This is a genomic window from Actinomadura scrupuli (assembly GCF_050971785.1).
Lineage (GTDB): Bacteria > Actinomycetota > Actinomycetes > Streptosporangiales > Streptosporangiaceae > Actinomadura_E > Actinomadura_E scrupuli.
Map to the genome: position 1 here is coordinate 781,538 of NZ_JBPCCU010000002.1, position 14,820 is coordinate 796,357.

The window sequence follows — 14,820 nt, forward strand, 5'->3', positions numbered from 1 at the left end:
CAACGTGTTACGGCCGTATATCCAAGACGTGGCGTCCTGGTGTGAGCTCGCTCGGACAACCACTCATATCGGACCCTGTGCATAGGGACCGCAGTGCCCACCAGCAGGAGGATTAATCCCCCGACCGCCGCCACGCCGGGCCCGGTCCTAGAGCCAGCCGCGCTTCTTGAAGACGGCGTAGAGGCCGAGGCTGGTGACGACGAGGACGAGCGCGCCGGTGACGAATCCCCAGTGCTGGCCGTATCCGGGGTAGGGGACGTTCATCCCGTAGAAGCCGGTGACGGCGGTCGGCACCGCGATGATGGCCGCCCAGCTGGTGACCTTCTTCATCACCTCGTTGAGCCGGTTGCTCTGCAGGGCCAGCCGGGTGTCCATGGCGTTGGAGACCCCGTCGCGCAGGCCGTCGGTCCACTCCGCGGCGCGCAGGGTGTGGTCGTAGACGTCCTGGAAGTACGGCCCCATCTCGGCGGGGACGACGTGCAGGTCGCGGCGGAGCAGCGTGTTGACGACCTCCCGCATGGGCAGCAGCACCCGGCGCAGCAGCACCAGGCTCTTGCGCAGCGTGAACGCCCTGCGCTGCATGGTCCGATCCGTGATCTTCTCCTCGAAGAGCAGGTCCTCCAGCTTCTCCAGCTCGCTGTCGAGTGACTGGACGGTGTCGAAGTGCTCGTCGACGACCAGGTCCAGCAGGCCGTGCAGCAGGAACGCCACGCCGTACTTGGCGAGGTCGGCCTGGCTCTCCCAGTGCTCGACCAGCGCGTCGACGTCGAAGGCCTCGCTCTGCCGCACGGTCACCAGGGCCCGATCGGTGATGAAGGCCGACACCTCCACCGTGGTGAGCTCACCGCTGCCCGCGTCCAGCCGTGTCGCGTAGACGTTGAGGAACAGGTGGCCGTCGTAGCGGTCCAGTTTGGCGCGCTCGTGCGCGCTGACGGCGTCCTCGACGGCGTGCTGGTCCAGGCCCAGCTCCTCAGTGATCAGCTTGAGGTCGTCGGGCCCCGGCGCGCACAGGTCGAGCCAGACCAGGGTGTCGTCCTGCTGGAGGTAGTCGCTGATCTGGGCGGCGGGGAAGCCCTCCTTCTCCAGCGTGCCGTTCCGCCAGACCCTGGTCCGGTGGGCGGGCCGATCGTCTTTGCCGCTCACGGTGTCCTCATATCCAGCTGTTCAGCCACATCCGGGCATGCCAGTCCTCGTAGGGGATGACCTTGGCGCCCAGCACCGGGTACAGGAAGAAGAAGTCCGCCAGCACCACCAGCAGGTACGCGCCGGCCGCGGCCGAGCCGATGACCCGGCGCAGGCCCGGCACCTGGGCGGGCCCGATGATCATCCCCAGCATCAGCACGATGGCGAGCACCATGAACGGCAGCATCGGCGTCGCGTAGAACAGGAACATCGTGCGGTCGTTGAAGGCGGGCCAGAACCACGGCAGCCATCCCGTGCCGTAGCCCAGCAGGATCGCGCCGGCCCGCCAGTCGCGTTGCAGGAACCAGACGATCAGCACCATGACGAGCGCGACGACCGCGGCCCACCAGATCGCCGGCGTGCCGATGCCCAGGATCTCGCGGGAGCACTTGGCCGCGCCGCAGCCGGACTTGGGCTCGGTGTAGAAGAACGCCACCGGCCGGCGCAGGATCGGCCAGTCCCACGGCCAGGACTGGTAGGGGTGCTTGGCATGGAGATTGGTATGGAAGTTCCACATCTCCCGGTGGTAGTGCCACAGGTTGTCCATCGACTCGAACGGCCGCAGCAGCGGGTTCGACGCGATCCTGCCGCGCCCCCAGCCTCCGGAGGTGAAGATCCACCCCGACCAGGACGCGATGTAGGTCACGGCGGAGATGACGACCAGGAAGAGGAAGGAGGGCAGCGTCTCCAGCACCAGCGTGCCCAGCACCGGGTGCTGGACCCCGGCGGCCCGCCGCGCCCCCCAGTCCCAGACCACCACCATCAGGCCGAACGCCGCGATGTAGAAGATCCCGGTCCACTTGGTGGCCACGGCCAGGCCGAGGCACACGCCCGCCGCGATCCGCCACCAGTGCATGACGAACGGGCCGAGTCCCTCGCCGAACCCGCCCGAGGCCTCCACCCTGGCCGCCAGCCGGGCCCGCGCCTGGTCCCGGTCGATGACCAGGAATCCGAACGCGCACAGGATCCAGAACATCACGAAGATGTCGAGCAGCGCCGTGCGGCTGGTCACCAGCTCCAGGCCGTCGAGCGCGAGCAGCAGCCCGGCGGCGCAGCCGAGCATGGTCGACCGCGTCATCCGCCGGGCGATGCGGGCCAGGATCAGCACCGACAACGTGCCGATCAGCGCGGGCATGAAGCGCCAGCCGAAGGGCGTCGCGCCGAACAGCAACTCGCCGATCGAGATCATCCACTTGCCGAACGGGGGATGGGCGACGAAGGCCCCGCCGCCCTGCCAGATCTGGTCGGCATGGCCGCCGAGGAAGAGCTTGTCGGCCTCCCCGTGCGCGCTCTCGATGGTGGAGTGCTCGTAGCCGAACTTCAGCAGCGCGTAGGCGTCCTTGGCGTAATAGGTCTCGTCGAAGACGACGCTGTGCGGGTTGCCCAGCCGGTCGAAGCGCAGGAACGCCGCGAACGCGGTCACCAGCAGGGGCCCCAGCCAGCCGGCCAGCCGGCTGCCCGGGATCACAGGCGCGAGCCAGTCCCGCAGGTCGGATCTGCGGGGTTGCTCCATCGGCTTCGTCTCCGGCCGGAGTTCCGTCATCGCCACCCGGCCATCGTAAGGGCGAGGCCGCCACTCCGGGAGAATGAGCGGCATGCGTGGACAGCTGACACTCGCGGGAGCACCGATCGGCCGGCCCGAGGACGCCTCGGCCCGGCTGCGGGAGGCGCTGGCCACCGCCGGCATCATCGCGGCCGAGGACACCAGGCGGCTGCGCCGGCTCGCCGCCGACCTGGGCATCGAGCTCCGGGCCAGGATCGTGTCCTATTTCGAGCAGAACGAGCGGGCCCGGGCCGAGGAGCTGCTGCGCGACCTGCTGGACGGGCAGGACGTGCTGGTGATCACCGACGCGGGACTGCCGGGCGTCTCCGATCCCGGATACCGCCTGGTGGTCGCCGCCGTGGCGGCGGACGTGCCGGTCACCGTGGTGCCCGGGCCGTCGGCCGTGACCACCGCGCTGGTCGTCTCGGGCCTTCCCTCGGACCGCTTCTGTTTCGAGGGGTTCCTGCCCCGCAAGGCCGGTGAGCGGGCGACCCGGCTGGCCTCGCTGGCCGCCGAGCCCCGCACCATGGTCTTCTTCGAGGCCCCGCACCGGCTGGCGGCCGCGCTGCTCGCGCTGGCGGAGGCGTTCGGGCCGGAGCGGCCCGCCGCCGTCTGCCGTGAGCTGACCAAGACCTACGAGGAGGTACGCCGGGGCCCGCTGAGCGAGCTCGCGGAGTGGGCGGCGGCGGGTGTGAAGGGTGAGATCACCGTCGTCGTCGGGGGCGCCCCGGCCCGGGCCGGGATCGTGGACCCGGCCGAGCTGGCCGCCGAGGTCGCCCGCCGCGAGGAGGCGGGCATTCCGCGCAAGCAGGCCATCGGTGAGGTGGCGAAGGAGAACGGGCACCCCAAACGGGTCGTCTACGACGCCGTGCTGGCCGCGCGGGGCTGACGGAGCGGAACGGCCTGCTCACTGACCGATTGCGGTGCAAGGTGCAGCCGCAGGTCATGCCACTCCCCGTCGGGGGTCAACGGATGGTAGATCACCGTCAAAGTATGCAAGATACATTCGACCGCCTCTCGCCGAAGGCCGCTGTCGAGCCCACACTCAGGGCGAACCGGATCCGAAGGGTGAGAACCCCCCAGGACCCCAGAGTTCCCCACAAGAGACGGGGGTGTGGCGATGCGCGACACATGCGTGACGAGCGACATATGGAGCTTCGAGTGCCAGCGGTGCGAGCTCCGCTGGGAAGAGGTCTACGAGGCCTGGCACGCCAACGACGGGCACGGCGGTGACGTGGTGACCTGGCGGAACCGCGGGATGATCTGCTGCCCGCCGTGGTACGACCAGGCCTGCCCGGGCTGTGGCGGGCTGGGCGCCAAGGTCCTGCCCTCGCACTGGCACGACGGTCTCGGCCGGGGAGCCGGTCACGGCCACGTGCCGCGTCCCCGCCGGTCGGCCTGAAGCCGGCCGACCCTGGCACCGGCCGGTCCGGGGCGGGCCGGCCGGGAGTGTGGCTCAGCCGGGGGCGGCCGAGAGCTCGCGCGGCGACTTGCGCGGCGGGAGGTCGGGCGGTTCCTGCCGGTCCCGCCGGTGCCAGGGCATGGCGAGCACCAGCCAGGGGATGACGAGCACCGAGCTCATCGCCCACCAGGTGTGGTTCTCCCACCACTGGGTCTCGTCGAACTGGGTGAGGTAGATGTAGCCGAGACCGGCCCAGACGGCGGCGACGTTCATCGCCGCCGCGCTCCACCGCGTCGGCCGGGCCACCAGGAACGGCACGAACCACAGCAGGTACTGCGCGCCCAGCCGCGGGGTGACCACCATGAAGGCCAGCAGCATCGCCGAGGTCAGGTCCACCCGGTCCGCGCGCCGCCAGATCCAGGCCACGATGCCGAGGGTGACGTAGAGGACGATCTGGCCGATCTTGGAGTACGCCGGGACCAGCTCCCAGTTCCCGCCCGTCAGCAGCGCGGTCCAGCCCCACTCGCCGACGATGGGGCGCACGCCGCCGAGGTACTTCGCCACGTCGAGCATGTTCTGCCAGGACGTCTCGACGAACAGCGGCAGGGTGACCAGGAACAGCAGGGGCATCGCGCCGGCGGCGACGAGACCGTACAGCCGCTGACGCCAGGTGGGCAGCATGACCAGTACGACCGGGAGGAGGATGATCGGCCAGCTCTTCCCGGACAGGGCGAGGCCGAAGAGCACCCCGGCGGCCACGGCGTAGCGGGACCGGGCGGCGAGGTAGGCGCCCACGAGGAACACCAGGGCGATGGGCTCCACCTGGCCGTGGATGGACGCGATCATGAGGGCGATCGGGCTGCAGGCGTACTGGAACCGGGCCTGGGCCTTGCGCTCACCGCCCGCCAGCCGGCCGACGAGCACGATCAGGACCGTGTCCGCGATGACCGTGCAGAGCCGCCCGGCGATCTCCCAGGGCAGGCCCACGGAGAGGGCGATCGCGTAGAAGTACGGGATCATCGGCAGGAAGTGCCAGGACCCCTCGGTGCTGAGCACCGGGTCCTGCCCGGCGAGGATCGCCAGGCCCGCGGGTTTGAACCCCTCGATGAAATCGACCGGCTGCCAGGAGTCGGCGGCGGCGGTCAACAGCAGGATCACCCTCAGTCCGATACCGACCGAGAGTGAGATCCGTAGTGACGGCCGCCAACCGCGCATATGGGCCAAAACGGCCAGCGCAACGCCCGTCAATAGGACAAAGGTGGTGAAAAGAGGATGATCCATCGCGTGATCAGCTTGCCAGCCGTACCTCGTCTCTGACCAGGGGTCCCACTGATTTCATAGGAAGTTTTCAGAAAAGAAAACCGCCTCAGCAATCACTTACCTACCTGCGCCGACTGCCGCCGGCGGGGGACCAATGTGCGTGGCGTCACGCGGGTGTACCGGTCGCGTAGCTCCGGAGTGAAGGCGAGCGCGGCGGCCAGGCAGGCCAGCGGGACGGTGGGCAGGACATAGCGGTAGTCGAACTCGGCCGTGGCCGCCGGGGCCAGCAGCAGCCCGACGGAGGTCATCCAGGGCAGCAGCGCCGCCCCGCCGAACCTCCGCCAGAGCGGGACCATCCCGCCCAGGCCGATGATCAGGATGACCCCGAGCAGGGTTCCGCGCAGGAACACGTACTTCTGGTAGGTCCGCATGATGCCGCCGAACGGTTCGACGATCTTGGTGCGGGCGGATCCCTGCTCGTACCGGACCGCCTCCTGCGAGGCGGTCCCGCCGCGGCCCATGTTCCAGTTGGGCAGCGGCTTCTCCTTCGGGCCGAAGTTGTACAGCTCGAAGGTCGCGCGGTCGGGGAAGACGGTGCGGTTCCACTGGAAGGACCGCATGAAGTCGCTTCCCATGGTCTTCAGGTAGTCGCCCGGCTGCGCCATGATCGCGCGCTTGGCGTAGTCGCCGGCGCGCCGGTCCTGGTCCGGGCCGAACCGCGGTCCCCAGACGCGGTGCAGCGGGGACTCCTGGTCCCACAGCACGCTCTGGGAGTACCGCAGCGGCTCGTTCTTGCAGAACGGGATGTCCTCGACCGGCAGGTTCGGGATCTTGTTGCAGTCGGCGAACGCCGAGGCGCGGGCGTAGAGGAACAGCCCGCTGCTCTGGGTCAGCCCGACCTTGCCGTACCAGCTGTAGAACCAGCCGGCGTAGGCGGCCATCGGCAGGGCGCAGAGCGCGACCGTGGCCACGATGACGCGCCAGCGCACCCGCCGTACCAGCATGAACAGCACGAAGGCGACCAGCACCGGGAGGCCGACCGACCGGGTCAGCGCGGCCATGCCGAGGATCAGGCCGACACAGGCGCCGATCTTCCAGGACGGCTGCGGGTGCCACAGCAGCAGCGTGATCGCCGAGACGATCAGGAAGGTGAACAGCAGGTCGGAGAGGATCAGGTGCTCGAGCTGGATCTCGTAGGCGTCCAGCAGCACCGGGACGGTGGCCAGGGTGGCGGCCCAGCCCGGCAGGCCGAACCTCTTGCGCAGCAGGGCGTAGATCATGAGCCCCATCGCCACGCCCATCAGGTGCTGCAGGCTGACGACCAGGGCGAAGCTGTGGAAGGGCCGCAGGATCAGCAGGAAGAAGGAGTATCCGTCCGGCCGCAGCGGGTGCGGGTAGGGCCACATGGCAGCGTGCAGGTAGTCGAACGAGTCGTTGAACCACATGGCCGGGCGGTAGCCCAGCACCGCGATGATCCGCACCACCGCGCCGAGCGCGAGCACCGCCGCGAACGGCCGGTGCCGGCCGACCAGCGCCCAGAACCGGATGCCGCGATCACGCCGGGACGGGGGAGGGACGGCCTCCTCGGGGGACCGGGGCAGAGGCGCGGCCGTGACTTCCCTCACAGCCGCGTCCTCGTCGAGTACCTGCCCCGCCATGGATGTGCCTCCTGGATCTTCCATCTTCGCCACAATGTTCACCACGATCGGGCCCGACCTTCCTGGGCCGCGCTGCCCGTATGCTGGTGCCTCAGCCTGGCGGCACCGGGCTGCCCGCCGCTGGGGTTCAGGTTGCAACTTCGCAACACGATTCGGGCACGCTTCATTCGAGTGACCCGCATCACTTGGCCGCAGCAGGCATCATGGGCGTGAAACGTATCGTCTGTCGGATCATGACGAGGTTAGTCGAAACCCCCCGAGCGGATTTCCGCGGGGTGACAAAGGAGCTCGTGTGGAACTCTCCGTGGTGATGCCTTGCCTTAATGAGGCTGAGACGGTTGAGACCTGTGTCCGCAAGACGATCGCCTTCTTCGAGGACCAGGGCATCGACGGCGAGGTGATCATCGCCGACAACGGCAGTACCGACGGCAGCCAGCAACTGGCCCGTGACGCCGGCGCCCGGGTGGTGGCGGTCTCCGACAAGGGTTACGGCAACGCCCTGATGGGCGGTATCCGCGCGGCCCGCGCGCCCTTCGTGGCGATGGGCGACGCCGACGACTCCTACGACTTCGCGACGCTGGGGCCCTTCCTGGCGGAGCTGCGCGACGGCGCCGACCTGGTGATGGGCAACCGCTTCAAGGGCGGCATCGCGCCGGGAGCCATGCCGCCGCTGCACCGCTACCTGGGCAATCCGGTGCTGAGCTTCGTCGGCCGGCTGTTCTTCGGGAGCAAGATCGGCGACTTCCACTGCGGTCTGCGGGCGTTCCGCAAGGAGTCGATCCTGCGGCTGGGACTGCAGACCGGCGGCATGGAGTTCGCCAGTGAAATGGTGGTCAAGGCCACACTCGCCCGATATGACATTCGTGAGGTGCCGACCACGCTTTCGCCGGACGGGCGCACGCGTGCCCCGCATCTGAGCACCTGGCGAGACGGCTGGCGGCATCTGCGATTCCTCATGCTCTACAGCCCCCGATGGCTGTTCCTGATCCCGGGTCTGCTTCTTATGACGCTCGGACTGGTCTCCGGGGTTGCGCTGTCGTTCACCACTGTCCGGATCGGTGACATCGCGTTCGGCGTCGACACCCTGGTCGGGGCCTCCGCGATGATGGTGATCGGCTTCCAGGCCGTGGTGTTCGCCCTGCTCACGAAGGTCTACGCGATGGAGGAGGGATTCCTCCCGCACGACAAGCGGGTCCAAAAGATCATCGACTGGTGGAGCCTGGAGCGCGGCCTCGTCCTGGGCGGGCTGCTCGCGCTGGCCGGTCTGGGCGGCCTGGTCGCCTCGCTCATCCACTGGCAGGGCAACAACTTCGGCGAGCTCGACCCGCTGCACTCCCTCCGCCTGGTCGTTCCGTCGGCCACCGCGCTGATGATCAGCCTGCAGGCCGTGTTCGGCTCGCTGTTCATCAGCATCCTGGGCATCCGGCGCCGCCAGCACCCGCCGCTGACCGACGCGGCCGACGAGGCCGCCGACGTGATCGATGCGGCGAGGTACGCGGTCGCGGCGGAGGGCACGACGGAGAGCACGGACAACGGGTCGGCGAACGGGTCGGAGCAGAAGGCCGGGGACACGGCGGACGAGACCACCGCCCGCTGACGTCCCGGCGGCCCGTCCAGGGCGCTTCCACGGCCCGTCCGGGTGGCCTCAATGGCGCGAGCCAGGGCACGGAGCCCTCTACCCTGGACGCATGTCCTTGTCGCAGTCTCAGCCGAGCCGGAACATCCTGACGGCGGTCGCCTGGCCCTATGCCAACGGCCCCCGCCACATCGGTCACGTCTCCGGTTTCGGGGTCCCGTCCGACGTCTTCAGCCGCTACCAGCGGATGGCGGGCAACAAGGTCCTCATGGTCAGCGGCACCGACGAGCACGGCACGCCGATCCAGGTCCAGGCCGACAAGGAGGGCGTCTCCGCCCGCGAGCTCGCCGACCGCTACAACCTGGTGATCGCCAAGGACCTGCAGGGCCTCGGCCTGTCGTACGACCTGTTCACCAGGACCACGACGCGCAACCACTACGCGGTGGTCCAGGAGCTGTTCCTGGGGCTCTACAACAACGGCTACATCTTCCCCAAGACCACGCTGGGCGCGATCTCCCCGTCCACCGGTCGTACGTTGCCCGACCGCTACGTGGAGGGCACCTGCCCCATCTGCGGGTACGACGGTGCCCGCGGCGACCAGTGCGACAACTGCGGCAACCAGCTCGACCCGGTCCAGCTGATCAACCCCCGGTCGCGGATCAACGGTGAGGTCCCCGCGTTCGTCGAGACCGAGCACTTCATGCTGGACCTCGGGGCCTTCACCGAGACCCTCGGCTCCTGGCTGCAGACCAAGCAGGGCGACTGGCGGCCCAACGTGCTGAAGTTCTCGATGAACCTGCTGGACGAGCTGCGGCCGAGGGCGATCAGCCGGGACCTCGACTGGGGCGTCCCCATCCCGCTGGAGGGCTGGCGCGACCAGCCCAACAAGCGGCTGTACGTCTGGTTCGACGCGGTCATCGGCTACCTCTCGGCCTCGGTCGAGTGGGCCCGCCGCAGCGGCGACCCCGAGGCCTGGCGTGCCTGGTGGCAGAACGACGACGCCGAGTCGTACTACTTCATGGGCAAGGACAACATCGTCTTCCACTCCGAGATCTGGCCGGCCATGCTGCTCGGCTACAGCGGGCAGGGCGACCGGGGCGGCACACCGGGCTCGCTCGGGCGCCTGTCGCTGCCCAACGAGGTGGTCTCCAGCGAGTTCCTGACCATGGAGGGGCGCAAGTTCTCCTCCTCCCGGTCCGTCGTGATCTACGTCCGGGACTTCCTGGAGCGCTACGACGCCGACTCGCTGCGCTACTACATCTCTGCGGCCGGTCCCGAGACCCAGGACACCGACTTCACCTGGAGCGAGTTCGTCCGCCGCAACAACGACGAGCTGGTCGCGGCCTGGGGCAACCTGGTCAACCGGGCGGTCTCCTTCGCGGCCAAGAACATCGGCTCCATCCCGGCCGCCGGTGACCTGACCGACGCCGACCACGCCGTGCTGGAGGCCTCCGCCAAGGCCTTCGAGGTGATCGGCGCCGAGCTGGGCCGGTCCCGGTTCAAGAACGCCATCCAGGAGAGCATGCGGGTCGTTGCCGAGGCCAACAAGTACCTCTCCGACCAGGCGCCCTGGAAGCTGCGCGCCGAGGACCCCGAGCGGATGAAGACCATCCTGCACGTGGCCCTGCAGTTGATCGACGACGCCAAGACCCTGCTCACGCCGTTCCTGCCGGTCTCCTCGCAGAAGGTGTACGAGATGCTGGGCGGCACGGGGGTCTGGAGCGGCATGCCGTCGCTGGAGACGGTCTCCGAGGAGGGCGGGCCGGACTACCAGATCCTCGGCGGGTCCTACGACAAGGCCGCCGCCGTCTGGGAGTCCCGCCGGATCGTGCCCGGCACTCCGCTGGCGCCGCCCACTCCGCTGTTCACCAAGCTCGACCCGTCCGTGGTCGACGACGAACTGGCACGTCTGGAGAGCAACGGGCAGTGAGAAACGACGGAAAGCAGCCGACCGCGTTCCCCCCGCTGCCGGAGGCGTTGCCGGTCGACGTCTTCGACAGTCACTGCCACCTCGACCTGCTGGAGGTCCCGGTGGCGAGGGCCGTGGCGGCCGCCCACGCGGTCGGGGTGCGACGGCTCATCACGATCGGATGCGACCTCAAGTCCTCGCGCTGGGGCACCGAGGCGGCCCGCGACCACGGTGACGTGTTCGCGGCCGTCGCCATCCATCCCAACGAGACCACGGCCCTGCGCGACGACGTCCTGGACGACATCGCGGAGCTCGCCGTGCTGCCCCAGGTGCGGGCCATCGGCGAGACCGGCCTGGACTACTACCGGGACTGGGCGGGGGTCGAGGACCAGCAGCGGTCGTTCCGCGCGCACATCGAGATCGCCAAGCGCACCGGCAAGACCCTGGTCATCCACGACCGGGAGGCGCACGACGACGTGCTGCGCATCCTGCGCGAGGAAGGCGCACCGGACAAGGTGGTCTTCCACTGCTTCTCCGGCGACGCCGCGATGGCCGGGGTCTGCGTCGACCAGGGCTACGTGATGAGCTTCGCCGGAAATGTGACCTTCAAGAACGCCGGTCCGCTGCGGGAGGCGTTGAAGGTCGCGCCGCTGGAGCTGCTGCTGGTCGAGACCGACGCGCCGTTCCTGACCCCGATGCCGCACCGCGGCAAGACCAATTCCTCCTATTTGATTCCGTTGACGGTTCGTCACATGGCCGAGGTCAAGGGCGCTGACCTGGCCGAACTCTGCACCGCCATCTCCACGACCGGAGACCGCCTTTTCGGCCCCTGGTGACCCACCATCTCGGAACCCTTCGGGAACGCTTAGTTACGATTTGATAAGTACCCGTTTGCCATGAAAGCCGTCCGTTAGCATCCCTTGACCGGTGTGGCCTAGAGGGCCCCCGGGGGGCGATGGGGCGGGTGAAGGTGAACGTGAGATCTATTCTGCGTGGGCGCCGACGTGCGGGGATGTCGGGCGTGCTGGTGGTGGCGATGTCGCTGCTGGGCCTTTCGGGGCTGCAGACGTCGGCCTCGGTGGCGGACACCGATCCGCCGGAGGGGACGCCGCCGACCGTCAGCGCCGACCCGCTTCCGACCTGGCAGATCGACGGAGTGGTCTGGAGCCAGACCCTCGTCGGCAACACCGTCTACGCGGTGGGGAGCTTCACCAAGGCCCGCCCGCCGGGTGCGGCCGTGGGGGCGGCCACCGAGGTCGCCCGGGCGAACATCCTCGCCTACAACATCACCACCGGGAACCTCATCACCTCCTTCGACCACACCCTCGACGCGCAGGCCCTGCGGGTGGTGGCCTCGCCGGACGGTTCGAAGATCTACGTCGGCGGTGACTTCACCACCGTCGACGGGCAGCCGCGCAGCCACATCGCGGCCTTCAGCACCGCCACCGGCGCGCTGGACCCGAACTTCCACCCCGACGTCTCCAACACGGTGCGCGCCATCGCGACCGACGGCACGACCGTCTACTACGGCGGCAACTTCTTCAATGTCGACGGGCGCACGCGCACACGGCTGGCCGCCTCGGACGCGGCCACCGGCGCGCTGTCGCTGACCTGGAAGCCCGCGGCCGACGACGACACGGTCTACGCCCTGGCGCTGTCCCCGGACCACACCCGGGTCATCGTGGGCGGCCGGTTCCAGCAGCTGAACGCCGAACCGCACGTCGGGGTCGGCGCGGTCGACACCGACACCGGCGCGAGCGCGCCGTGGAGCAGCACCCCCATCCCCGCCAAGAGCGGCACGAACTACTCCTACGTCACCGACCTGCAGGTGCAGGGCGACGTCGTCTACGCGGGCGACGACGGCGAGGGCGGCCACTGGTTCGACGGCCGCTGGGCCGCCAACGTCAACACCGGTGACCTCGTCTGGCTGGACAACTGCTACGGCGCCACCTACAGCGTCGTGCCCGTGGGCCAGGTGCTCTACAGCGTCTCGCACGCGCACGACTGCAGCTCGCTCGGCGCGTTCCCCCAGCCGAGCACCGCCGCGTGGCACCGGGCGCTGGCGGAGACCATCTACCCGACCGGCACCGACCCGTCCCCCCCGGGCAGCAACAGCAGCTACTCGGGGCAGCCCGTCCCGACCCTGCTGCACTGGTTCCCGACGCTGAGCCCGGGCACCTTCACCGGGCAGTCCCAGGCGGCGTGGTCGGTCGTCGGCAACGCGAACTACATCGCGGTGGCGGGAGAGTTTCCCCGGGTCGAGGGCAGGGCCCAGCAGGGCCTGCAGCGCTACGCCATCAAGTCCATCGCGCCGAACAAGTTCGGGCCGGAGGCCGGCGCGCTGACCGCGCCGACCGCGGTCGCGCTGACCGGCGGGAAGCTCCGGGTCGCCTGGAAGGCCACCTGGGACCACGACAACAACAAGCTGAAGTACGAAGTGCTCCGGGACGGCGGCACCACCCCGGTCTACAGCACCACCGTCGCCTCCTCGTTCTGGGTGCTGCCGCGGATCGCCTACGTCGACTCCGACGCGGCCTCGGGCTCCACGCACACCTACACGGTCCGGGTCACCGACCCCTCCGGGAACTCGATCACCAGCCCCGTCTCCAACTCGGTGACCGCGAGCACGGTCACGGCCAGCCCCTACGCCGACAAGGTCGTCTCCGACGGGGCCGTCGACCTGTGGCGGCTCGGTGAGCCGAGCGGCGCCACCGCCTACGACTACGCCGGCGGCAACGACCTGGCCCTGGCCTCCGCGGTGACCCGCAACGTCACCGGCGGGATCGTCGGCGACCCCGACAAGGCGTCCTCGTTCAGCGGCAGCAGCAACGGGCGCGGGGTCACCCCGGCGATTCCCACCCCCGGTGACCTCAGCGTCGAGGCCTGGTTCAAGACCTCCAGCTTCCTCGGCGGCAAGATCATCGGGTACGGGGACAAGACCAGCGGTTCCAGCTCGTCGTACGACCGGCAGCTGTACCTCAGCAACAACGGCACCGTCGTGTTCGGCATGTACCCGAACGCGGTCAAGACCGTGCAGTCCGGCAACGGCTACAACAACAACAAGTGGCACCACGTCGTCGGCACGGTCGACGGGTCGGCCGGCATGAAGCTGTACGTCGACGGCAACCTGGTCGGCAGCGACGCCACGGCCAAGAGCGGCCAGCCCTTCTCCGGGTACTGGCGGGTCGGCGGCGACAACGTGGCCGGGTGGCCGCTCGCTCCCTCGAGCTCCTACCTGAACGGCACCATCGACGAGGTCGCGGTCTACCCCAAGGCGCTGTCCGCCGCCCAGGTCGCCACCCACTACGGGCTCGGGACCGGCACGGTGACGCCCAACAAGCCGCCGACCGCCGCGTTCGCCTCCTCCTGCACCTGGCTGGACTGCACGCTGGACGCCTCGGGGTCGGCGGACACCGACGGCACGGTGGCGAGCTACGCGTGGGACTTCGGCGACGGGCAGACCGGCACCGGCCAGAACCCGACGCACTCCTACGCCCTCGCGGGGGACTACACCGTCAAGCTGACCGTCACCGATGACAAGGGCGACTCCGACTACGTGATCCACACGGTGTCGGTGCAGTCGAAGGCACTGGCCCGCGACGCCTTCGGCCGGTCCGTCACCGGCGGCTTCGGGACCGCGGACCTCGGCGGAGCGTGGACCAGCACCGGGACGGCGGCCAACCTCTCGGTGGACGGCGGCGCGGCCAAGGTCGCGCTCCCGACGCTCAGCGCCGGACCGGGTGCCTACCTCAACGGCATCTCCACCACCGACGCCGACGTCGGTGTGGCGCTGTCGGCCGACAAGGTGGGCACCGGCAACGGCACCTACGTGTGGCTCGCCGCCCGCCGGATCAGCGGGGCCGGCGAATACCGGGCCCGGGTGCGCCTGCGTCCCTCCGGCGTCGTCTCCCTGCAGCTCAGCAGGACCGACGCGGCGAACGCGGAGACGGCCATCGGCACGGAGCAGACCGTCGCCGGTCTGACCTACGCCGCCGGTACGGTCCTGCACGTACGGCTGCAGGCCGTCGGCACCTCGCCCACGGAGCTCAAGGCCAAGGTGTGGACGGGTGCCACCGAGCCCGACTGGCAGGTCACCGGGTCGGACTCCACGGCCGGGCTGCAGGCGGCGGGAAGTGTGGGCATCCGCACCTACCTCTCCGGCAGCACGACCAACGCCCCCATCACGGTGACCCTGGACGACTTCACGGCGGACCGCACCGCCCAGTGACCCTCGTCCGGTGAACCCGACCGGCCGGCAGGGCCGCGAGCAGCGGTCCTGCCGGTACGGCA

10 protein-coding genes are annotated in these 14,820 nt (G+C 69.5%); 6 read left to right on the forward strand and 4 right to left on the reverse strand.

All coding sequences use genetic code 11. From position 1 onward, the window contains the following. Positions 1 to 147 precede the first annotated feature (147 nt). A complete protein-coding gene (locus ACRYCC_RS11365) occupies positions 148 to 1,143 on the reverse strand; it encodes a magnesium transporter CorA family protein (RefSeq protein WP_433811044.1) in 996 nt (331 codons plus the stop codon). Positions 1,144 to 1,150: 7 nt separating this feature from the next. Further along, positions 1,151 to 2,725 (reverse strand): dolichyl-phosphate-mannose--protein mannosyltransferase, encoded by a 1,575-nt coding sequence (locus ACRYCC_RS11370; protein WP_433812146.1) that lies wholly within the window; start codon positions 2,723 to 2,725, stop codon positions 1,151 to 1,153. 43 nt (positions 2,726 to 2,768) lie between these two features. Here ACRYCC_RS11370 and rsmI point away from each other — a divergent pair, with 43 nt between their 5' ends. Both rsmI and ACRYCC_RS11380 read left to right on the forward strand, forming a co-directional pair. Further along, complete coding sequence (rsmI, locus tag ACRYCC_RS11375; protein WP_433811045.1) at positions 2,769 to 3,614, forward strand: 16S rRNA (cytidine(1402)-2'-O)-methyltransferase; 846 nt, start codon at positions 2,769 to 2,771, stop codon at positions 3,612 to 3,614. A 231-nt stretch (positions 3,615 to 3,845) separates the two neighbouring features. Beyond that, positions 3,846 to 4,127, forward strand: a complete 282-nt coding sequence (locus ACRYCC_RS11380; protein WP_433811047.1) for a hypothetical protein — start codon at positions 3,846 to 3,848, stop codon at positions 4,125 to 4,127. Between the two features lie 54 nt (positions 4,128 to 4,181). On the opposite strand, the gene ACRYCC_RS11385 is transcribed toward ACRYCC_RS11380, so the two are convergent. After that, positions 4,182 to 5,285 (reverse strand): glycosyltransferase 87 family protein, encoded by a 1,104-nt coding sequence (locus ACRYCC_RS11385; RefSeq protein WP_433811048.1) that lies wholly within the window; start codon positions 5,283 to 5,285, stop codon positions 4,182 to 4,184. A gap of 215 nt (positions 5,286 to 5,500) precedes the next feature. Then, a complete protein-coding gene (locus tag ACRYCC_RS11390) occupies positions 5,501 to 7,045 on the reverse strand; it encodes a hypothetical protein (RefSeq protein ID WP_433811049.1) in 1,545 nt (514 codons plus the stop codon). Positions 7,046 to 7,337: 292 nt separating this feature from the next. Here ACRYCC_RS11390 and ACRYCC_RS11395 point away from each other — a divergent pair, with 292 nt between their 5' ends. From ACRYCC_RS11395 to ACRYCC_RS11410, 4 genes are all read left to right on the forward strand, one after another. Continuing rightward, positions 7,338 to 8,642 carry a glycosyltransferase family 2 protein gene (locus tag ACRYCC_RS11395; protein WP_433811050.1) on the forward strand — a complete coding sequence of 435 codons (1,305 nt, stop codon included), beginning with the start codon at positions 7,338 to 7,340 and terminating at the stop codon, positions 8,640 to 8,642. 91 nt (positions 8,643 to 8,733) lie between these two features. Next, positions 8,734 to 10,551, forward strand: coding sequence for a methionine--tRNA ligase (metG, locus tag ACRYCC_RS11400; RefSeq protein WP_433811052.1), 1,818 nt, complete (start codon positions 8,734 to 8,736; stop codon positions 10,549 to 10,551). Then, entirely contained in the window at positions 10,548 to 11,366 is an 819-nt protein-coding gene (locus ACRYCC_RS11405) for a TatD family hydrolase (RefSeq protein ID WP_433811054.1), read from the forward strand. The genes metG and ACRYCC_RS11405 overlap by 4 nt, the downstream gene beginning before the upstream one ends. Before the next feature lie 176 nt (positions 11,367 to 11,542). Further along, entirely contained in the window at positions 11,543 to 14,758 is a 3,216-nt protein-coding gene (locus ACRYCC_RS11410; RefSeq protein ID WP_433811056.1) for a LamG-like jellyroll fold domain-containing protein, read from the forward strand. Positions 14,759 to 14,820 lie beyond the last annotated feature (62 nt).

Bases quoted from the DNA above. Each gene is read 5' to 3' on its own strand.
- ACRYCC_RS11370 (WP_433812146.1), bottom strand. From the start codon at position 2,725: ATGACGGAACTCCGGCCGGAGACGAAGCCGATGGAGCAACCCCGCAGA.
- rsmI (WP_433811045.1), top strand. From the start codon at position 2,769: ATGAGCGGCATGCGTGGACAGCTGACACTCGCGGGAGCACCGATCGGC.
- ACRYCC_RS11390 (WP_433811049.1), bottom strand. From the start codon at position 7,045: ATGGCGGGGCAGGTACTCGACGAGGACGCGGCTGTGAGGGAAGTCACG.
- ACRYCC_RS11410 (WP_433811056.1), top strand. From the start codon at position 11,543: ATGTCGGGCGTGCTGGTGGTGGCGATGTCGCTGCTGGGCCTTTCGGGG.
- ACRYCC_RS11380 (WP_433811047.1), top strand. From the start codon at position 3,846: ATGCGCGACACATGCGTGACGAGCGACATATGGAGCTTCGAGTGCCAG.
- metG (WP_433811052.1), top strand. From the start codon at position 8,734: ATGTCCTTGTCGCAGTCTCAGCCGAGCCGGAACATCCTGACGGCGGTC.